Origin of the sequence: Staphylococcus sp. HMSC14D10, assembly GCF_001808125.1 — a bacterium.
Classification (GTDB): Bacteria; Bacillota; Bacilli; order Staphylococcales; family Staphylococcaceae; genus Staphylococcus; species Staphylococcus haemolyticus.
In genome coordinates this window covers 1-20,412 of sequence record NZ_KV792272.1, presented here as the reverse complement: position 1 = coordinate 20,412, position 20,412 = coordinate 1, and the positions used below count along the sequence as shown (strand labels likewise).

Genomic DNA, 20,412 nt, shown 5'->3' with positions numbered 1-20,412 from the left:
ATCTACCAATCTATTTTACTTGACTGAACTTGCCAATTCAAGCATGTGTCATTTTAGGGAATTACATCTTACTATTTAATGCTTACTATTATTGATAAATGGACTTTTGTAATTTATATAAAATAACGATTTAGATATTAAAAAAAGTCTTTCCAATTAGTAATTAGAAAGACTTTAGCTAGTGTTAACTAAGCTCTTGAGATATAGCTTCCGTCGCTAGTGTTAATAACTAATACATCACCTTCATTAACGAATAAAGGTACATTTAGAGTATAACCTGTTTCAACTGTAGCTGATTTAGTTGCTCCAGTGGCAGTATCACCTTTGATACCTGGCTCAGTTTCAGTAACTTCTAATTCAACAGTTTTAGGTAGTTCAACTCCGATTGTTTCACCTTCATATGATTGGATCTGAACTTCCATGTTAGCTTTTAAATATTTTAATTCATCTTTTAAATAATCAGCTGATAATTCAGTTTGATCAAACGTCTCATTATCCATGAATACATGATTATCTCCATCAGCATATAAATATTGCATACGACGATTTTCAATCATCGCTTGTTCAACTTTTTCCCCAGCTCTAAATGTCTTTTCTTGAATTGCACCTGTTCTTAAATTACGTAATTTAGAACGTACAAATGCAGAACCTTTACCTGGTTTTACATGTTGGAAATCGATAACTTTCCAAATGCCATTATCTACTGAAATTGTTAAACCTGTTTTAAAATCATTAACCGAAATCATTCAGTTTCCTCCTCAAATATGCGCTTTCTATAAAATAATAAGGTCTTTTGTACATTTAGTAAAGACTTCACAACCATTTTCAGTTATTAAAATGTCATCTTCTATGCGTACACCACCAAGACCATCAACATAAATACCTGGTTCAATAGTAACACAATTATTTACTTCTACTATACCGTTTGCATTTTTAGATAATAGTGGTCCCTCATGTATGTCTAAACCAATACCATGTCCAAGAGAGTGGCCAAATGCTTCTCCATAACCGTGAGATTCAATATAGTCTCTTGATAACGCGTCAGCCTCAGCTACAGTCATTCCAGCTTTGATTTCGTTTATTGCTTTAATTTGGGAATTGAGAACGATGTTATAAATATCTTTCATCTTGGGGTCAGGTTCCCCAATAGCAAATGTTCTTGTTATATCAGAGCAATATCCTCTGTAGTATGCCCCAAAATCAAGCGTAATCATATCGCCTTGCTCTATGACTTTATCGCTTGCTACACCATGAGGTAAAGCGCCTCTATTGCCAGATGCTACAATCGTGTCAAATGAAGGGCCATCTGCTCCTAATTCTAACATTTTAGCTTCTAATTTAGCTTTTATTTCTCTTTCAGTCATTCCAACCTTTGCAATATCTAATACATAGTTATATGTATCATCAACTATTTTAGCAGCGTATTTGATCTTTTCTATCTCTTCGGGTGTCTTTATTTCCCTGATTTTTTCAATCTCATTGCCAATAGAGATTAATTTAGCTTTCGATTGATCTAATGTTTGGTATGTATCGTAACTCACTAAGTGTCCTTCAAAACCAACATGATTAAATTGTTCATTATTAATAATTTCTACAATCGCTTCAATTAAACCACCACTGCGTTTGATGATGTTAAATTCAGTTGCCTGATTAGTTGCTTGTTCAATATATCGAAAATCAGTAATTAATTGATAGTTATTTTTTGAAATTATTAATGCACCACTTGTACCAGTGAAATCTGATAAATATCTACGATTATAATCTGATAAAACAACTAAAGCATCTAATTGTTGAACCTCTAGTAAGTCTTTAACTTTTGCTAATTTATTCATACAAATCACTCCTAGTATAACGTTTGTACATTTGCTCTATTTACATTAAAATAATAGCATAATTATTTTAGAAATAAAGAGATTTTGGTTTAGGGAGATTTTAATGAAAAAATTAATCGTTATAATTGGAGCTTCATGTTTATTGGTTGGTTGTGGCTCTCAAAATTTAGGACCATTGGAAGATAAGACAACCAAATTAAGAGATCAAAACCATAACTTGAAGTTAGATATTCAACAGCTAAATCAAGATATAAGTAATCAAAAAGCACAGGTTGAGGCTCTTAATAAAGATAAAAAAAATGTTTCCAAAACAGTTGATAATAATAAAGAAGCCAAATTTTTAGATGCTTCGTCTAAATATTATCAAGATATTACTAAAATTATTAGTAATTATAATCAGTTGGATTTGTCTAAAAATAAGAAAGAAGACAAAAAGCAAAATCTTGAAAAATTAAATACTATTGCTAATGGTATTGATGATGCTTATGGTAAATATAAGGGTGCCGTAACTAAAAAAGATTTATCTAGTGCAAATAAAAATGAAGATAAAAATATTAGACAAATTAACAAAGAGTTACAATCAGCATTTAAAGATATTAAAAGCGGATATGAAAATAATAATACGAATAAATTGAATAAAGGTAAGACTAAACTATCTCAAGTGAACATGTCTAACAATTCATAATAGGAGTTTTTGATTTGAAAAATATATTGTTTTATTTAGTAATTTTAATCGCTGCGATTGGCTTGATTTTGAATTTAAATGTATTCATGATGTCTTTTGCTAAAACGATTTTCACCTTTTTAATCATTGCGTTAATTATTTATTTAATATACTATTTCTTTTTCTTAACTGAAGATCAACGTAAATATAGGAGAGCAGCAAGAAAATATAAAAAGAGAAATAGAAAATAAAAATAATCATAGGATGACCAATTATTAGCCATCCTATGATTTTTTATTTTTTATATAACCATTCATCAGAACGATATTTTTCTTCTAATTCTTTTACTTCTTTTATTTGATCATCTGATAAAGTAAGTGGTTTAAATTCTATGTTTAACCCCTTTTTAAATCCTTCTTCAAATGCTTTTTCCATCTCTTCAATTGATATATGTCTATCAGCAATATCATTAATCGCTACAGCTTTATCAACAAACGCTTTTTTCATCTTATCTTTTAGACGATCATTTTTGAAAATGAACATATCGAACAGCTCATCAACGTTAACATCTTGTAATAAGGAACCATGTTGTAGTATAACGCCTTTTTGTCTAGTTTGAGCGCTTCCTGCAATTTTTCTGCCTTCAACAACTAATTCATACCAACTAGGTGCATCAAAACAAACAGCACTTCGAGGTTGTTTTAATTTTTCTCGTTCTTCTTTGGAATGTGGAATCGCAAAATATGCTTCAAAACCTAACAATTTAAATCCTTCAAGTAATCCTTCAGAAATGACACGATATGCTTCAGTTACGGTAGAAGGCATATTAGGATGTTCTTCCGAAACAATAACACTATATGTTAATTCTTTATCATGAAGAACCCCTCTACCACCAGTTTGTCTTCTTACTAATCCAAATCCTTTTTCTTTAACTTTATCAATGTCAATTTCTTTCTTTAATCTTTGAAAATACCCTACAGATAACGTTGCAGGATTCCAAGTGTAAAATCTGACAACAGGGTCAATTTCCCCTCTTGATACGAAGTTTAAGAGTGCTTCATCCATTGCCATATTATAATATGGATCATGGCTTCCTGTATTTATAAAATTCCATGTCTCTGTCATAAAATAATCTCCAATCACAACATATAATTATCTATAGAAAAATATTAAATTTTACATATAAATCTTTGATAAAAATAGCTAATAAAAAATTTTGATAAATTTAGCTAACATCCTTATAATTATAATATCGGTTAATTAGGGAGGATGCAATATGAATGTATCTTTGATTATAGCTTTAGCTATTATAGTCATAATTATTTTATATATGCTTGGAAATTGGTTTATGAATAAACGAGCAGTCACTGAACTTGAGCAGAATGAATTTCACAAAGGTTTAAGAAAAGCCCAAGTGATTGATGTTCGTGAGAAAGTAGACTATGATTACGGACATATTAACGGCGCTCGTAACATTCCAATATCAATGTTTAGTCAAAGATATCAAGGTTTACGTAAAGATCAACCTATTTATCTTTGTGATGCAAACGGTGTTGCAGGGTATCGTGCAGCACGTATCCTTAAAAAAAATGGCTATAAAGATATTTATATGTTAAAAGGTGGATACAAAAAATGGACAGGTAAGATTAAAACTAAAAAATAATCTCTTGTCTGCTTACTAACTCTTAAAGATGTTCTTTAAGAGTTTTTTAATTATTTATGTGAAAATCATTTAGAAACGTTATCTAAATATAGAATAAACATAAAATATTTCACATAAAATTAAAATAAGGAAGACCCTATAATCAATTAAATTGGTTACAGGGTCAAAGTTTTGAATATTATTCTTTTTCTTCATGTAGATTATCAAATTTTAAAACAGGCTTACGCGCAGCTGTAGTTTCATCTAATCTATCAATTATTGTACTATGTGGTGCTTCTAATACTTTATCTGGATCATTTTTAGCTTCTTCAGCAATTTGAATCATAGCATCGATAAAGTAATCTAACGTTTCTTTAGATTCTGTTTCAGTTGGTTCAATCATCATACCTTCCTCAACGTTAAGTGGGAAGTAGATTGTTGGTGGATGAACACCAAAGTCTAATAAGCGTTTTGCCATGTCTAATGTACGGACACCATGTTCTTTTTGTTTAGAACCACTTAATACGAATTCATGTTTACAATATTGTTCATATGGAATTTCATAGTGGTCTTTTAAGCTAGCTTTAATATAGTTAGCATTAAGAACTGCTGCTTCAGAAACCTCTCTTAAACCTTCAGCACCCATAGTTCTGATATATGTGTATGCTCTTAAGTAAATACCAAAGTTACCGTAGAATGGTTTTACACGTCCAATTGAGTTTTTAATATCATTATCGTATTTAAAAGTATCTCCATCTTTGATTACCATTGGTTTTGGTAAATAACTAGCTAATTCTTTTTTTACACCAACTGGACCTGAACCTGGACCACCACCACCGTGAGGACCAGTGAAAGTTTTGTGTAAGTTTAAATGTACCGCATCAAATCCCATATCTCCAGGACGTACTTTATCCATAATGGCATTTAAGTTTGCACCGTCATAGTATAATAATCCGCCTGCTTCATGTACAATTTCACGGATTTCCATGATGTTTTTCTCGAAAATACCTAAAGTGTTAGGATTAGTTAACATTATTGCAGCAGTATTTTCATTAACAACGCGTTTTAAGTCTTCGATATCAACTTCACCACGTTCATTTGATTTAACTGTAACAGCTTTAAAACCAGCAAACGACGCAGATGCAGGGTTTGTACCATGAGCTGAGTCAGGAACAATAACTTCATCACGATGACCTTCACCATTATCTAAATGATACGCTTTGAAAATCATTAAAGCAGTCCACTCACCATGAGCACCTGCAGCTGGTTGTAATGTAACTTCATCCATACCAGTAATTTCTTTAAGTTCTTCTTGTAAACTATACACAATTTCTAAAGAGCCTTGAACTTGCTCTTCTTCTTGTAAAGGATGTGACTCTGCAAATCCAGGTATGCGAGCAACTTTTTCATTGATTTTAGGATTATATTTCATAGTACATGATCCAAGTGGATAAAAACCTGAATCTACACCAAAGTTTTTATTTGATAATTCAGTATAATGACGAACTAAATCTAATTCTGCAACTTCAGGAAACTCTGCTTTATTTTTACGAATAAATTTTTCATCAAGAATATCTTCAACTGAATCTGTTTTTATATCGCTTTGAGGTAATGAGTATGCATATCTACTTTCTCTAGATCTTTCAAAAATTAATGGACTTGATTTACTTACTACCATTTAGCTCACCAGCTTTCTTAACAAATGTATCAATTTCATCTTTAGTTCTTAATTCAGTAACAGCAATTAACATATGATTTTTAAAATCTGCTGAGGCATCACCTAAATCAAAGCCTCCAATGAAACCATGTTCTGCTAATTTTTTATTTATATCTTTGATTGGTTTATCGAATTTGACAACAAATTCATTGAATGAAGTACCATCAAGCACTTCAAAACCATTGTCTTTAAATTGATTTTTAGCATAATTTGCGTGTTCTAAGTTTTGAACTGCAATGTCGTAAATACCTTGTTTACCAAGAGCTGACATAGCAATTGATGATGCAAGTGCGTTTAATGCTTGGTTTGAACAGATATTAGAAGTGGCTTTATCACGACGAATATGTTGTTCACGGGCTTGTAAAGTTAGAACGAATCCACGGTTACCTTCATCATCTTGTGTTTGTCCCACTAATCTACCAGGCACTTTACGCATTAATTTTTTTGTAGTTGCGAAATAACCACAGTGTGGTCCACCAAATTGTGTTGGTATACCAAATGGTTGTGTGTCTCCTACTACAATATCAGCACCAAATGAACCTGGAGGTGTCAATAGGCCTAAAGCTAATGGATTAGCATAAACGATAAATAATGCTTTTTTGTCTTCAATAAATGATTGAATTTTTTCTAAGTCTTCCACTGAACCATAGAAGTTTGGATATTGAACTGCTACTGCAGCAGTTTCATCGTCTACAGCCTGTTCTAATTTTTTTAAGTCTGTAATTGTACCATCTAAATCAACTTCAACAATTTCAAATTCTTCTCTAACTTTAACGTAAGTTTTTAACACTTGAAGTGCTTGATAATGAAGACCTTTAGATACTACAATTTTATTTTTCTTAGTATGATTAAATGCTAAGATACAAGCTTCAGCAAAACTAGTGATACCATCATACATAGATGAGTTAGCTACATCCATATCTGTTAATTCACAAATTAATGTTTGGAATTCAAAAATCGCTTGTAATTCACCTTGTGAAATTTCTGGTTGATATGGTGTATATGCTGTATAGAATTCAGAACGTGAAATCATTGCATCTACAACAGCTGGAGCATAATGGTCATAAACGCCAGCACCTAGGAAAGACGCATGAGTTTCTTTAGTTACGTTTTTATTTGCAACTGTATTAAGTCTTCTTAATAAAGAAGTTTCAGCTTCACCACTAGCAATATTTAAATCTCTATTTAGTAAAATATCTTTTGGCACATCTCCGAACAATTCATTAATTGAACTTGCGCCAATTTTATCAAGCATTTCTTTTTTATCTTTTTCAGTTAATGGTATATAACGATGACTCACAATACACACCCCTTAATTATTTTTCAATTTGGTTTTTCTTAACAATTTTAGCTTTAAGCTGTCTTTTACGTACTTGAACTAATAATTCTCGTCCCATTTCAAATTCATCTCGCTTAATAATTGCCATAGCGATTGATTTACCTGAAGATGGTGCTTGTGTTCCTGAAGTAACTTCCCCAATTTCGTTACCATCAAGGTCTAAAACAGGATAACCAGTTCTTGCAATACCTTTATCAAGTAACTCTAAGCCAACAGTTCTACGTTCTGAACCATTTTCTTTTTGGTCTTTTAACACTGATTTACCGATGAAGTCTTCTTCAATCAGTGGTTTAGCAGCAAAAGCAATTCCGCCTTCATATGGTGTGATAGATTCTGTTAAATCTTGACCATGTAATGGAAGGCCAGCTTCTAATCTTAATGTATCACGTGCACCGAGACCGCATGGAACTACATTATATTCAATGAAGCCGTTCCAAATGTCTACTGTGTCTTTTGCTTCACAATAGATTTCAAATCCGTCTTCACCTGTATAACCAGATTGAGATAAGATAACATTTTTTCCAAATAGAGTAACGTTTTGTTGGAAATCAAATGGTTTCATTTCACTTACATTTATATCAACTAACCCGCTTACCAAATCTCTTGCTTTAGGACCTTGAACAGCTAACTGACCGAATTGATCAGATACATTTGATACTTCAACATCAAATTTAGGTGCATGCTTTTGTACCCAAGCAAAATCTTTATCTGTATTTGCAGCGTTAACAATTAATAGATAATCATTGTCGCCGATTTTGTATGTTACTAAGTCATCAATAATACCGCCTTCTTCGTTACATAAAGCAGTATATTGAGCTTTAGTATCAGTAAGGTTGTTAGTATCGTTTGAAAGTAAGTATTGGACAAATTTACTTGCATCATTGCCTTTTATAGAGATTTCTCCCATATGGCTTACATCGAACATACCTACTTCATATCTAACTGCATTATGTTCTTCTTTGATACTTGTAAATTGAACAGGCATTGCCCATCCACCGAATTCTACTATTTTTGCACCACTGTCAACATAATTTTGATACAATGGTGTTTTTTTTAATTCGCTTGTCATTAGAAAACCCCCTATAATTTTTATAAAAAACAGAGTAGCAAATAGCTACCCTGTTTATACACTTAATCCAGGAATGCGTAGCAGTATTATCCTTTTGCCTGAGAGTTTAGTAGTTAACTTGCACCTTCGGCGATAAAAATTTTTATACTTAAATTTAAGTATAATAATTTTTATTCTCTCTAATACTGATCAACCGCAAGTAAGATAATTTATAATCTCATTATAAATTTCTCTGATTGTTTTATCACTATTCACTTTCATGAATGCGATTTCATTATATCTTGAAATCCTTGATAAATACAAGTTATTTAACTGTTTTTTGGATTTATCAATTGCATTTGGTCTATGATTATCGTTTATTACTCTCTTGAAGATAACATCTATGTCACAATCTAGCCAAAAAATGTATTTATACTGTCTCAAATGATTTAGTGATTCATTATATTCGATAACACCACCACCTGTTGCAATAACATCGTATTTTTTTGTACATTCAATTAAGTAGTTATATTCAATTTTCCTAAAACCGATTTCTCCAACTTCCTCAAAGATATCTGGTATTGTTTTATTTTCTTTTATTTCTATATATGCATCTAAATCTATGAAACTTAATCGATTTTCTAATGATAAGTATTCTCCAATAGTACTTTTACCTGTGCCCATAAAGCCGATAAGAATTATTGGTGATTTTTTTTTATTCAATAGCATCACCCTTTTTAAAATAGTTGATTTATCTTCAAATCATAATAACTACTAATGTTATGAATTGTCTTCAATTTTAAACTATATTGAGTTGTATAAAAAGAGATGATTGATAAATATATGATAAATATGAGCATAGTATAGATGCTTATGAAACCTTTATAGTTATAAATAAAGTGTTTTGTCATAGAAATTCTCCCTACTTCCAATTCTTAAAAACACTTCTATAATTCCTTTATGATTAGAAATGAACTTCGCATTTAAAACATTATTTAGTAGTGTAATATTCCCTCTGTTATTACTTACAAAAATAATTTTTTGATTTTGATATTTAATGAAACTATTTTGATTCTGTTGTTTAAGTAAAATTGAATGTTCATCAATTAATTTTAAAGAAATTGCTTTAGAATTGGTCATTTTATTAAGGTCCAATTGAAAAAATGAATATTCTAATTGGTCAAATTCATAGGCCGAACTTAAGTAAGTATCAGTCAAACGAAATAGATGGGGTATTATAGTTAAAATGATTATAGTAATTAATAAGGATATTAGCATTTCTATAAAAGTAAATCCTTTAGTTACTAAACTGAACACAGACCTTATTCTTAGATAAACTATTATTATTGCATATCGTATTTTTATAAATTTTAATTTCATATTTTCCTATAGTAATCCCCTTCTTTAATTCTTTAATACTATAATGTTTTTGGCTTGTGATAATAGCACTTTTCATATCTAAAATTTCGTATTGATTACGTAAATTGAAATTTAATTGTTGTAATAGAGGTAAGAATATTAAAGTAATAAAAGTTAGAATCAAAAAACCTAATAAACTATCAATTAATAAACTTCCCCTAATTTGATAATTTAACAAATCTTATCCTTCCTTTATCAATGTTAAAAATCACTCTGTAAATATTCTCTTTAGCTTTCAAAATGATTGAACCAAAATGATTAATTTTACCTTCATTATTGAATGTTATGGTGTGTACTTTTGCAACTGAAATAATTTTAGTGCCAAATAATCCTAATTTGTATTTATTTCCATTTTGTTCAATAATATTCATTGCTGTTGCTTGTTTGCTAAATACAATTGTAATTGATTGGTTCTCAGCAATTGCTTTTGATTTGATATACTCTAATTGGGTGATGATATTTTTTACTTTTAATTCATTTTCGTTTAAATCTAATTTAGTTTTAGTATAAATGCTTGGGGAAATCATAATAATAATTATTAAAATTAATAAGGTAAGCAATGTTTCAAGAAGAGTAAACGCAGTAAATTGACTAGTTCGCAATAGCCTCACCATTAGATATTGTAATAGTTTCTCCCGATCTGCATTGTTTTTGTCCTTCTTTTATAAGGCCATCATTGATAAGATCATTTATATTAGAAGGTGTACGATTATGTTTTAAAGTATATGCTTCTATTTGACTATTTATCATTTTGACTTGAGCTTCACAACCTGTGGACTGGATATGTGCTGTTTGTTTTGCAATGTTTGGAATAATTAATATTAGTAATACGCTGATAATTAGTAATACTAATAACATTTCTATTAGAGTAAAAGCTTTTAACTTTTTTAAATTTTCAAAGTGATTTTTCATATTAAACTCCTTATCATTTAATATTTTGCATTAACTGAAACATTGGTAACATAATTACTAAATACAAACTAACAATGAACAAGCCTAGAAACAGAAAAATAATTGGTTGAATGATTTTTGTATGAAGAAGTGATTTTTCTTTAAATCTATTAATTAAAATACTTGAGTAAATTTTAAGTTCTATATCTAATTTAGCACTTTTTTCTCCCTGCTTTATAAATTTAATTAAGTCTTTTTGAAAACACGGCATCATAGCTAAACTATTTGCTAAAGTTTCACCACTATTAGTTTTATCCATTAAAAACTCCCCTAGAAACCTTAAATATTCATTATCATTTTGTTTAATATATGTTGTAACAATGTCCTGTAAACTTACGCCATTTTTATAAAATAGACTTAAATCATTAGATATTTGATAAGTTTTAAAAATTTTATAATAGCTATTAAACAAAGGTATTGATGATAAAATAATTATTTTTTTAGAAGTTTCTATTCGTAATAATACTATGGTTAAAATTACAAAAATTAAAATTAAAATAGTAATGAAAAAGATAATAAAAGTAGGAAAAGAAGTAATCATTGAGGTTAGAAATTTCTGATAAAATGATAAATTTACATCCAAAGAAATGTATAGTTGTTCAAATTGCGGAATGACAGTATAGTTTAATACTACTATCATACACATAAAAATACAGCATAATAAGAGTGGATATTGAACAGCTTTAATTACTTGCTGTTTTGCAGATAAATTTGTCTTTAAATATTTGATGGACTCCTCTAAAGCGTCTTCTAAATTTCCATATTTTTGTGAAAAATAGATTTGAGTTGTAATTGAATTTGGATAACCTATGCAATTTAATACTTCATAACATGTTTCACCTGATTTAATAGATGCTATGATTTTATTTTTTAATTCTTTATCTCTGTATTTGAAATATAGGTTGATGAACTCAAAACTCTCTAAAAGTGTGAAGCCACTTCTTAATAAGTTTGACAGTGTTTCAAGTAAGTGAATCATTTGTGCACTCGTTAAATTCTTAGATGACAATTTAAAAATATTTACTTGCAGTATCTTCACAAATTGTTCCTTCTTTAGATAATAAATTTAATTGCTGTTCTAAATTATTAAAATTATGTGGCATTGTTTGTTCATGCTCGAAGAAATATTGTATCTGCTTTTTATCTATTGTTTCACAAATTAAGCGACGCTCATTCTGAGTAGTCATTATTAATCTTTGATTAGAAATGATATTGATAGATTGAGTTAATTCTTGAATTGAAATTCCCATCTCAAGTAATCGAAGTAATGCACCTCTACAATTAGTAGAATGCATGGTTGATAATACAAGGTGTCCACTCAAACTAGCTTGAATAACACATTTAGCAACTTCTGCGTCTCTTATTTCACCTATTAAAATAATATCAGGATCACATCTTAATATAGCTTTAAATGAACTTATGTAGTCTATACCTGCCTTTTTATTTATTGATATTTGGGTAATGCCTTTTAGTAATTGCTCAACTGGGTTTTCGATAGTGATAACATTAAGATTTAATTCTTTATATGCATGTAGAACCATTTGATACATCAGAGTACTTTTTCCGGATCCAGTGGGTCCAGTTAATAGAATTAATCCCTGTTTTTTATTTACTAAGTGTTTAAAATCGTTAAATTCTTTATATTCTTTTTTTGCTTGAAAATATTGAGGAATTATCCTAATTACACAACTTTCTACACCTAAAGACAAAGGTAATGTTGAAATCCGTAAATAAAAAGTAGATTTAGATTGATAAGTATAACGACCACTTTGAGCGGATTGTTGAGATGAAACATCCAAACCTGATTTGAATTTCATAAATACTAATAATTTTTGATATACATCTAAGTTGAATATTTCATAAAGTTCAAGATAATCATTAATTCTAAATTTAATATGAACTTCATCAACTGAAGGGATAAAATGTATGTCGCTCGCATTTTTTGAAATAGCTTTATTAACTATCTCTCTGAATAATAGTTTCAAAAAAAACACCTCCTACATATATAAACGTAAGAGGTGAAGAAATTACTTTATTTTATTGGCCATCTAAAAATGGATTTAATTGCTCGTCATCGACTGTTGTATATGGACCATGGCCAGGGAATAATGGTAAATCGCCTTCTAATTCAAATAATTTATCTTTAATAGAATCAACCAGTGTTTCATAATCACCGCGATATAAGTCAGTACGACCTATACCATTGTTAAATAACGTGTCACCGACTACTGCGAAATCCTCAAATACATACGTCAAACTTCCAGGAGAATGACCAGGAGTATGCAGTACATTGAATTTAAATCCTTCAATATTGGACTCACCTTCATCTAATTGGTTTGGTTTGACGTTACTAGTAATTAAAGGCATACCATATTGCTTAAACTTAGCAGAACCATTTTTATCAGGATCCTTTAGAAAACTAAACTCTTCTTTATTCATGTATAAAGGTACTTCATATTTATTAACGACATCGTCTAATGCACCAATATGATCGAAGTGCGCATGTGTTAATAAAATTGCTTTTAATGGTTTGTTAATTTGATTTAATTTTTTAAAAATCTTATCTGGTTCACCAGCAGGATCGATTAATATAACACTTTCTTCATTTTCAATAAAATATGCATTAGTATCTACCAATCCTAAAGTTAAGCTTGAGATTTTCATATTATTCTCCTTGATTATCGATATGTTTTTGAACTGATTTTAGTTTATCATTCATTTTACGAGATTTATCGCGTCTATCATCTATACGTAAGTTTGTACAAACTCTATCAATACCTTTATTAAACGGCAATTCATGGATTGCTTGTACTACTTCGAATAAGTCTTTTAAATCCCCTTCGATTAGAGTATTCATTGGGGTTAATTGATAATCAATTTTTCCTTCTTGTTTAAAACTTTCTAATTTCATTTGTATCTCTGCAATATATTTACTAACACTTGGTCCTTCAGTTCCAACTGGAATAATAACTACATCAACAATAGCCATTATTTAACACCACCCTTTTCTAATATATATGTTTTAATTAGCCCTGCTGCACCAGTTATTCCTGCATCATTACCTAGTTGAGCTTGAACAATTTCAGTATCTTTTTGAGCGGGAGTGAATGTTAAGTTGTGGTACTCAGTTTTAATATTTTCGATTAAAATCAAACCAGCTGTTGACATACCTCCACCTAAAACGATGTATTTGGGGTTGCTTGTTGCGCTAATAATACTACATAAATAAGCGATGTGGTTTGCCACTTTTTCAGTAATAAAGATACAGAATTGATCACCTGCTTTAGCGGCATCAAATACGGCTTTAGCTGTAACTTTATTGTCTTTTATTAACGGTAATATTGATGATTTAAACGTTAATTTTGGATAATAAAAATTAACCAAATTAACGACACCAGTAGCAGAAGCAACAGTTTCTATACAACCTGATTTACCACAATTACAATTAAAGCGTTGATCAAAATCAGTTCTGATGTGACCTATTTCTGCACCTGATCCATTATGACCATGGACAAGTTCACCATTAGAGATAATACCTCCGCCTAAACCGGTACCTAATGTTATAGCAACTACATCGTCAGCACCTTGACCTGCACCTTTATGTTTTTCTCCTAATGCCGCTACATTAGCATCATTATCAACATAAACAGGACAGTTAATAAATTCACTAAATATTTGTCGAACATTTACACTACCTGGCCAATGCAAATTAACTGCCCCATTAACAATGCCAGTTTCAAAATCAACAGGCCCTGGTACACCAATTCCAACACCAATGACATCATCAATTTTTAATTGGTGAGTTGAGAGTGTTTCGTTAAATGAATCATAGATATTCTTTAATAATGTTTTGCCCGTGTGGTCAGACGTATCTGTTTTAATAGACCATTTGTGTAGTTGTTCGAGTTCGCCATTGAATATTCCAAGTTTACAAGTTGTCCCACCTATATCTGCTGCTAAAATAATATCTTTCATTTATGCTCATTCCTTCTTTGGTTAATTATTAAAATACATTTTAGGTATTCATCTTTAGATAATAGTTCGTAATGATATAATGATTTTATTTCTTGTAGCATCATTTCATACATATCGTTTGGATTTTTAAAATAAATAATAAATCCATAACGCTTTAAAAGCTGTAATACATCATAGAAATTTTTAATTTCTCGATTCATTTGATTGATCCAACTCTTTTTTTAAATTTTTATAATCATTATTTTCAGAATTAATAGTTAAAGCTTTTTTTACATATTTGAGTGCTTTTTCATTATCATCAAGTGCTCTATTAGCAATTGCAAGTTCATAGTTCAAAAGACCAGAATTTGGATGGTTTTTTAAACCGCGTTCCCAATCCGCCATGCCCTCTGCTCTAGAACTTGTAGCTGCTGTTATAAGCCCCTTTAAATAATAGGTTCGATCGTCATCATAACCTTTGTCAATTGTATGGTTTACAATTGAACTTGCCTCTTTATAATTATAGTCTAATATAGCATCCTCAATTAATTTATCATAAATATTTTCTTCTTTAATAGTAAAAATTCTTACCTGTAATGCAACAAACAAAACAAGCAATATAATTAAGAAAATCCAAAATAAATTACGATTGTGTGTGAAATAATAACCAATTAAAGTAATTAAAACACCACCAATAAATCCTCCTAGATGAGCCATAATATTAATATTAGACATAAATAATGATAAAACAATTAGCACTAATAATGCGATTAACATTTGACCAATTGTTTTTCTAGAATAGGTCTTACTTACAAACATCATTGCAAAAATTGAGCCTATTAGCCCGAAAATAGCTCCGCTAGCACCTACAGATACAGTATGAAGATTAAATGATAGTGAAATAAAATTTCCGAGTAAACCAGAAATTACATAAATCCCTAACATTCTTAGTGGGCCGACTATAGATTCGACTATCTTACCGAAAATAAATAATGATAGCATATTCATTAAAATGTGCTCAAAATTAAAGTGTAGAAACATGGATGTTATAAGACGATACCATTCGCCATGAACGACGTTAAAGTGCACTAATCCACCTAAATCTAACAATTTAACATCGGAAAAATGATTAAGATAAAGAATCATTATTAGCCATATCAAAACGTTAATTATGATTAACCCATATGTCATAGGTGTAAAACGCAAAATATGTTTATCAATTGGGTTTTGTGACAATACACGTCGCTTATAGTAATTTGATAGTTTGTTATCTTGTCTAAACATTAATTTAGTTAATATATTATTATGCATCAATTTATGTAAATCATTGTTATTTGAAATACTCATGCTTTCTATTTTAATGGGGCTAGAGTCAGCGGATTTGATATTATCAAATATTTGATCTGTGAAATAATAATATTTAACGCTTTTTAATTTAAAATTGAGGTCATCCTCATATTGTTGATAATTATCCAACATTTTAGCTTTATCAAACTGAATTTCTTGGTTAGAAGCGATATCTTTCCTAAATATCACTAGCTTGTTTTTCTTTTTATGTATTAGCCAAATTTCAGTATCATTTTTATCAATATTTACAATGTAATAATTGTAATATTTTATAAAATAATAGACAGACTTCCAGAAGTATTTTTCTGTATCCATTAATTCCTCCAAAATTTAAGTATTGAAAATTATTAATTTTTCAACAGGTTGATCATGGGATTCGATATCAAACTGTGTTAATTGTAGGTCATAAATTAAACTAATAGTATTGGCATTTGAATCACTTAAGAAGCGATCATAATATCCTCCACCATAACCTATTCGATAACCATCATCTCTAAAAGCAACTCCAGGAACAACAATTAAATCTAATTGATCAGTAATTTCAGTGTCATCATTAACATATAATAAGCCTTTTTCATCCTTTTCAAGTTGGTTTAAAGATAGTAGCTGTTTAAAATTCATTTCTTTTAATTTGTAGTTTGTATTAGGAACAAAGACTTTTTTATCATCAGATAACATCGTTTCGATGATGGGATAAGTATCTACTTCATGAGGCATAGATAAAACAATACCTATTCTTTTCGCGTTTTTATATTCAGTATTATTGATTAATTGATTCTTCAACCATGCGTCTGCACGAAGTTTGTGTTCTTTTTCTAATTGTATCATTTGAGATAATATTTCTTTTCTAATCTCTTTTTTACTCATAACATCCCCACTCTCTAGACACTATATATATTATAACGTTATTAAAAGATGATGTCATTTATATGAAATAAAAAAGGAGCTAGACAGAATCCATTATGGATTCATAGTCTTGCCCCTGTAAGGATGACTTGAGCCGAAAAATGCAACTTTAGCGTTTTTCGGCTCAAGTCGGCTACTGCAAATTAGCAATGTAGTCTTATAATAATATTTTTGAAACAAACTCTTTAGATGAGTTATTATTTAGTTTCACGGTGTAAAGTGTGTTTATTATCACGTGAACAATATTTTTTCATTTCAACACGTTCAGGATTAGTTCTTTTGTTTTTAGTAGAAATGTAGTTTCTATCTCCACATTCTGTACAAGCTAATGTTACATTTACGCGCATGTTAAATCCTCCTTACCTTTTCTAAATACGACTTTATAATCATACCACTTAGTTTAAAAATTGAAAAGTATTATTTTTGATGCTCTAAAAAATTTCAATTAATTAAAAGTAAAATAGTTATTTTTTATCGTCAAAGTAATAATTAATTACATCTCTTCCTAGGTCTCCACCATTTAACCATGGTGGTGGGACAGGTTGATTTGTATATACAATCGAGAATGATAGTTTAGGATTTTTGATAGGTGCATAACCTATATATGTTGAATTAACTCTAGATTCACCATCTTGGAATACTTCAGCAGTACCTGTTTTTCCTGCAGATGGTACTTTAGTTTTGTGGAAACTTGAATAACCTGTTCCATCTTGCTTATTGAATGCCATCTCAAACCCTTTTTGAACTTCATTAATTTCATCTTCAGAATTATTTACTTTGTTTAATACATTACCTTTGATTTTTTGTTTAACAGGTCCTATGTCATCACTATTTGTAGCATCATGAATTGCTAATCCAATGTGCGGTTGAATTCTATAACCATCATTAGCTATTGTAGAAACGTACTGTGATAATTGAATTGGACTATATGTGTCATATTGACCAATTGATAAATCAAGGTAATTGCCTGAATTGTTTGTTAATGGTTCAATTTGACCTATTGTTTCATTTGGCAAGTCAATACCTGTTTTAACTCCCAATCCGACTTGATTAAGTCCTTTTCTTAATTTCTGGCCAGCTTCACTTATATCTGTAGGTAAGCCCATTCCACTATAGTAAGGATCTCCGGCTAATTTAAGAGCAGTTTTAAACATATATACGTTTGAAGAGTGCATTAATGCTTCTTTATCATTAATTCTGACTTTATCATTTTTATTAAAGTATGAGCGTTTTGTTAATCCACCTTTAAAATGAAGTGGCTCATCTATCATTTCCTCGCCAACTTTAATCGCATTATTTTGATATCCAGCTAATAGGGTTCCACCTTTTACTGAAGAACCAACTGCAAATTGACCAGTAAAGTTTCCTAAATCATAATCTGTTAGCTTACCATTTTTATCGATTTGTTTTCCTGCCATAGCTAAAATATCGCCATTTTTAGGATTTTGCACTACAATAAGCGCGTTATCCATATCTTTAGCACCTTGACTGCGTAACGTCTTGATTTGACTTTCTAATAAAGATTCTACTTTTTTCTGCAAGTCTATATCAATTGTTAACTGTAAATCATCGCCTCTAGATCCAGGATTGATTACTTCAGAGTTTATGACTTTTCCAGATTTATCAGTAGTATATTTCATTTCTTTTTTCTTACCACGTAATATATCTTCATATTGATATTCTAAATAAGATTTACCAACTCTATCATTTCGAGAATAACCTTTAGCTAAATATTGTTCGGTCAATTCTTTAGGAATACCTTCACTTGATGTAGATACACTACCAAATATACTTCTTAATGTATCTCCATAAGGATAGCGTCGGTCCCAATCCATAGTTGTATTTACACCTGGAAGACTATCAAGTTGCTGTGACACTGCAGCATATTCTTTTTCACTTACATCCTCATTCTTAATTGTTTGCGGGTTCATGGTAGAACCAGCAGACATTTCACGATAAATTGCTAAAACTTGCAAGTCTTTTTTTGATAAACTATTAATTTGTTTGTCTCCAACTTTTTTATATAATTGTTTATCATATTGATCTTGGGTAATACTACCTTCATTTAACATTGAAGTTTCTTTTTTCATTAATTTGTCTACTTCATCTTGATGTTTTTGAATCCAAAAATCTTGTTTATCTCTTTCAGTAATTTTGTCAGTTTTCATAGTAATAAGAGATGACAATTTTTTTGCAGTATCGAGCATATCTTTTTGACTTGTTTTCCTAGATCTTGTGTATGTAATCGTTAGTTTAGAAGCATTATCTACTAATACTTTTCCATTCCTATCAAGAATTCTTCCCCTAGGAACAGATTCATTTACAGTTATGTTTTCATCGTTTTTTACTAGTTGGCTATAATGGGAGCCTTGCGCAATTTGTAAATATCCTAACCTTAAAACTATAATTCCAAATATAACTACAATAGCACCAAACACAAAACTTATTCGTTTATTCATTGTGTGCTTTATTTTTTCATCATTAGACTTTTCCTTTAACCTTTTAAGCAAGATAACCTACCTCAATTATTAAACATGTTTACTCATAAATGATATATGAAAATTAAACATATTACCATCATTTTAATAAAAAAAGTGGCCTCTTATAGAGGCCACAAATTAATTAGGTAATATAGAATTATTTTGTTGCATTGTATAATTCGTCAACTTTTTCCCAGTTAACAACATTCCAGAAAGCACTAATATAATCTGGACGTTTGTTTTGATATTTAAGGTAATAAGCGTGTTCCCAAACATCTAAACCTAAGATAGGTGTTTTACCTTCAGTTAATGGGTTATCTTGGTTAGGTGTAGTAACAATTTCTAATTGACCATTGTTAACAACTAACCATGCCCAACCTGAACCGAAACGAGCTGCTGCTTTGTCAGCGAATTCTTTTTTGAATTCATCTAAAGAGCTCCATTGTTCTTTGATTTTATCAACAACAGTACCTTTTTCTTCAGAATTAGGAGTTAATAATTCCCAGAATAATGAGTGATTTAAGTGTCCGCCACCATTATTACGAACAGCTGTTTGAATATTTTCAGGTACACTATCTAAGTTAGCAACAATTTCTTCAATTGATTTAGATTCAAGATCTGTTCCCTCAACTGCAGAATTTAATTTGGTAACATAAGTGTTGTGATGTTTGTCATGATGGATTTCCATAGTTTGTTTGTCAATGTGTGGTTCTAATGCATCTGCTGCATATGGTAAATTTGGTAATTCAAAAGCCATAATTAATCATCCTCCTAAAAATTCGTTACATTTATAATAACAAGTTATTAACTAAGCAACAAAATATTTGCTTGCAACTAATATTAATACGCTTATTATTAACTTACTTTTATAATATAACTCAAAATGATAACTTTTAAACATAATTACAAACTATAATTGGTTATTTTTAAATAATTCCTACTTTTGACCTATGTATATCAAAATTTTTTAATTACATTTTATTTTAAGATTGTTAAATTGAATTAAAATATGATTTGTTTTCTATTTTGTTAATCTATTAATTCTTTAATGGAATTTTCAGTCGACTGACTCAAAAAAAACGGCTCTACGTCAAATCGGACTGATGAGTCCAA

24 protein-coding genes and 1 riboswitch are annotated in these 20,412 nt (G+C 30.0%); of the genes, 3 read left to right on the top strand and 21 right to left on the bottom strand.

Features of this window, described 5'->3' with window-relative positions:
- Positions 1-188 precede the first annotated feature (188 nt).
- Complete coding sequence (gene efp, locus HMPREF3134_RS10875; RefSeq protein ID WP_011275683.1) at positions 189-746, bottom strand: elongation factor P; 558 nt, start codon at positions 744-746, stop codon at positions 189-191.
- Between the two features lie 27 nt (positions 747-773).
- Positions 774-1,832 (bottom strand): M24 family metallopeptidase, encoded by a 1,059-nt coding sequence (locus HMPREF3134_RS10870; protein WP_070442846.1) that lies wholly within the window; start codon positions 1,830-1,832, stop codon positions 774-776.
- 103 nt (positions 1,833-1,935) lie between these two features.
- Here HMPREF3134_RS10870 and HMPREF3134_RS10865 point away from each other — a divergent pair, with 103 nt between their 5' ends.
- Both HMPREF3134_RS10865 and HMPREF3134_RS10860 read left to right on the top strand, forming a co-directional pair.
- Positions 1,936-2,517 (top strand): putative periplasmic lipoprotein, encoded by a 582-nt coding sequence (locus HMPREF3134_RS10865; protein ID WP_070442843.1) that lies wholly within the window; start codon positions 1,936-1,938, stop codon positions 2,515-2,517.
- 14 nt (positions 2,518-2,531) lie between these two features.
- Positions 2,532-2,747, top strand: a complete 216-nt coding sequence (locus HMPREF3134_RS10860) for an SA1362 family protein (RefSeq protein ID WP_011275680.1) — start codon at positions 2,532-2,534, stop codon at positions 2,745-2,747.
- A gap of 43 nt (positions 2,748-2,790) precedes the next feature.
- Here HMPREF3134_RS10860 and HMPREF3134_RS10855 read toward each other — a convergent pair whose 3' ends face one another.
- Positions 2,791-3,621 carry a lipoate--protein ligase family protein gene (locus tag HMPREF3134_RS10855; RefSeq protein WP_070442840.1) on the bottom strand — a complete coding sequence of 277 codons (831 nt, stop codon included), beginning with the start codon at positions 3,619-3,621 and terminating at the stop codon, positions 2,791-2,793.
- Between the two features lie 151 nt (positions 3,622-3,772).
- On the opposite strand from HMPREF3134_RS10855, the gene HMPREF3134_RS10850 reads away from it, so the two are divergent.
- Positions 3,773-4,159, top strand: a complete 387-nt coding sequence (locus HMPREF3134_RS10850) for a rhodanese-like domain-containing protein (protein WP_011275678.1) — start codon at positions 3,773-3,775, stop codon at positions 4,157-4,159.
- Positions 4,160-4,337: 178 nt separating this feature from the next.
- Here the strand turns inward: HMPREF3134_RS10850 and gcvPB are convergent, their stop codons facing one another.
- The 18 genes from gcvPB to HMPREF3134_RS10755 all read right to left on the bottom strand — a co-directional run bounded on the left by gcvPB (position 4,338) and on the right by HMPREF3134_RS10755 (position 20,056).
- A complete protein-coding gene (gene gcvPB / locus HMPREF3134_RS10845; RefSeq protein ID WP_070442835.1) occupies positions 4,338-5,816 on the bottom strand; it encodes an aminomethyl-transferring glycine dehydrogenase subunit GcvPB in 1,479 nt (492 codons plus the stop codon).
- Complete coding sequence (gene gcvPA / locus HMPREF3134_RS10840; protein ID WP_070442831.1) at positions 5,803-7,155, bottom strand: aminomethyl-transferring glycine dehydrogenase subunit GcvPA; 1,353 nt, start codon at positions 7,153-7,155, stop codon at positions 5,803-5,805. The genes gcvPB and gcvPA overlap by 14 nt, the downstream gene beginning before the upstream one ends.
- A 16-nt stretch (positions 7,156-7,171) precedes the next feature.
- Complete coding sequence (gene gcvT, locus HMPREF3134_RS10835; protein ID WP_070442828.1) at positions 7,172-8,263, bottom strand: glycine cleavage system aminomethyltransferase GcvT; 1,092 nt, start codon at positions 8,261-8,263, stop codon at positions 7,172-7,174.
- A gap of 76 nt (positions 8,264-8,339) precedes the next feature.
- Positions 8,340-8,456, bottom strand: a riboswitch (glycine riboswitch).
- Positions 8,453-8,971, bottom strand: a complete 519-nt coding sequence (locus HMPREF3134_RS10830; protein ID WP_070442826.1) for a shikimate kinase — start codon at positions 8,969-8,971, stop codon at positions 8,453-8,455. It overlaps the preceding riboswitch by 4 nt.
- Positions 8,972-9,130: 159 nt before the next feature.
- Positions 9,131-9,382, bottom strand: coding sequence for a hypothetical protein (locus HMPREF3134_RS12575; RefSeq protein WP_240556425.1), 252 nt, complete (start codon positions 9,380-9,382; stop codon positions 9,131-9,133).
- Positions 9,383-9,819: 437 nt separating this feature from the next.
- Positions 9,820-10,275 carry a competence type IV pilus minor pilin ComGD gene (gene comGD / locus HMPREF3134_RS10815; RefSeq protein ID WP_083279131.1) on the bottom strand — a complete coding sequence of 152 codons (456 nt, stop codon included), beginning with the start codon at positions 10,273-10,275 and terminating at the stop codon, positions 9,820-9,822.
- Positions 10,253-10,573: a competence type IV pilus major pilin ComGC gene (comGC, locus tag HMPREF3134_RS10810; RefSeq protein WP_011275670.1), complete on the bottom strand. Its 321-nt coding sequence runs from the start codon at positions 10,571-10,573 to the stop codon at positions 10,253-10,255. Before comGC ends, comGD begins: the two co-directional genes overlap by 23 nt.
- Before the next feature lie 13 nt (positions 10,574-10,586).
- Entirely contained in the window at positions 10,587-11,651 is a 1,065-nt protein-coding gene (comGB, locus tag HMPREF3134_RS10805; protein ID WP_070442814.1) for a competence type IV pilus assembly protein ComGB, read from the bottom strand.
- On the bottom strand, positions 11,623-12,597 hold the full coding sequence (gene comGA / locus HMPREF3134_RS10800) for a competence type IV pilus ATPase ComGA (RefSeq protein WP_070442811.1): 975 nt from the start codon (positions 12,595-12,597) through the stop codon (positions 11,623-11,625). The genes comGB and comGA overlap by 29 nt, the downstream gene beginning before the upstream one ends.
- A gap of 52 nt (positions 12,598-12,649) precedes the next feature.
- Positions 12,650-13,276 (bottom strand): MBL fold metallo-hydrolase, encoded by a 627-nt coding sequence (locus HMPREF3134_RS10795; protein WP_070442806.1) that lies wholly within the window; start codon positions 13,274-13,276, stop codon positions 12,650-12,652.
- A gap of 1 nt (position 13,277) precedes the next feature.
- A complete protein-coding gene (locus HMPREF3134_RS10790; protein WP_011275666.1) occupies positions 13,278-13,601 on the bottom strand; it encodes an MTH1187 family thiamine-binding protein in 324 nt (107 codons plus the stop codon).
- On the bottom strand, positions 13,601-14,587 hold the full coding sequence (locus HMPREF3134_RS10785; RefSeq protein WP_011275665.1) for an ROK family glucokinase: 987 nt from the start codon (positions 14,585-14,587) through the stop codon (positions 13,601-13,603). The genes HMPREF3134_RS10790 and HMPREF3134_RS10785 overlap by 1 nt, the downstream gene beginning before the upstream one ends.
- Positions 14,584-14,787 carry a YqgQ family protein gene (locus HMPREF3134_RS10780; protein WP_037550632.1) on the bottom strand — a complete coding sequence of 68 codons (204 nt, stop codon included), beginning with the start codon at positions 14,785-14,787 and terminating at the stop codon, positions 14,584-14,586. Before HMPREF3134_RS10780 ends, HMPREF3134_RS10785 begins: the two co-directional genes overlap by 4 nt.
- Positions 14,771-16,228: a rhomboid family protein gene (locus HMPREF3134_RS10775; protein ID WP_070442803.1), complete on the bottom strand. Its 1,458-nt coding sequence runs from the start codon at positions 16,226-16,228 to the stop codon at positions 14,771-14,773. The genes HMPREF3134_RS10780 and HMPREF3134_RS10775 overlap by 17 nt, the downstream gene beginning before the upstream one ends.
- A gap of 15 nt (positions 16,229-16,243) precedes the next feature.
- Complete coding sequence (locus HMPREF3134_RS10770; protein WP_070442800.1) at positions 16,244-16,780, bottom strand: 5-formyltetrahydrofolate cyclo-ligase; 537 nt, start codon at positions 16,778-16,780, stop codon at positions 16,244-16,246.
- A 236-nt stretch (positions 16,781-17,016) separates the two neighbouring features.
- Positions 17,017-17,166, bottom strand: a complete 150-nt coding sequence (rpmG, locus tag HMPREF3134_RS10765; protein ID WP_011275661.1) for a 50S ribosomal protein L33 — start codon at positions 17,164-17,166, stop codon at positions 17,017-17,019.
- 117 nt (positions 17,167-17,283) lie between these two features.
- The gene (locus tag HMPREF3134_RS10760; RefSeq protein WP_070442797.1) at positions 17,284-19,329 is read right to left on the bottom strand and encodes a peptidoglycan D,D-transpeptidase FtsI family protein; all 2,046 of its coding nucleotides are present in this window, start codon (positions 19,327-19,329) and stop codon (positions 17,284-17,286) included.
- A 127-nt stretch (positions 19,330-19,456) separates the two neighbouring features.
- Entirely contained in the window at positions 19,457-20,056 is a 600-nt protein-coding gene (locus tag HMPREF3134_RS10755; RefSeq protein ID WP_070442794.1) for a superoxide dismutase, read from the bottom strand.
- Positions 20,057-20,412: the final 356 nt, after the last annotated feature.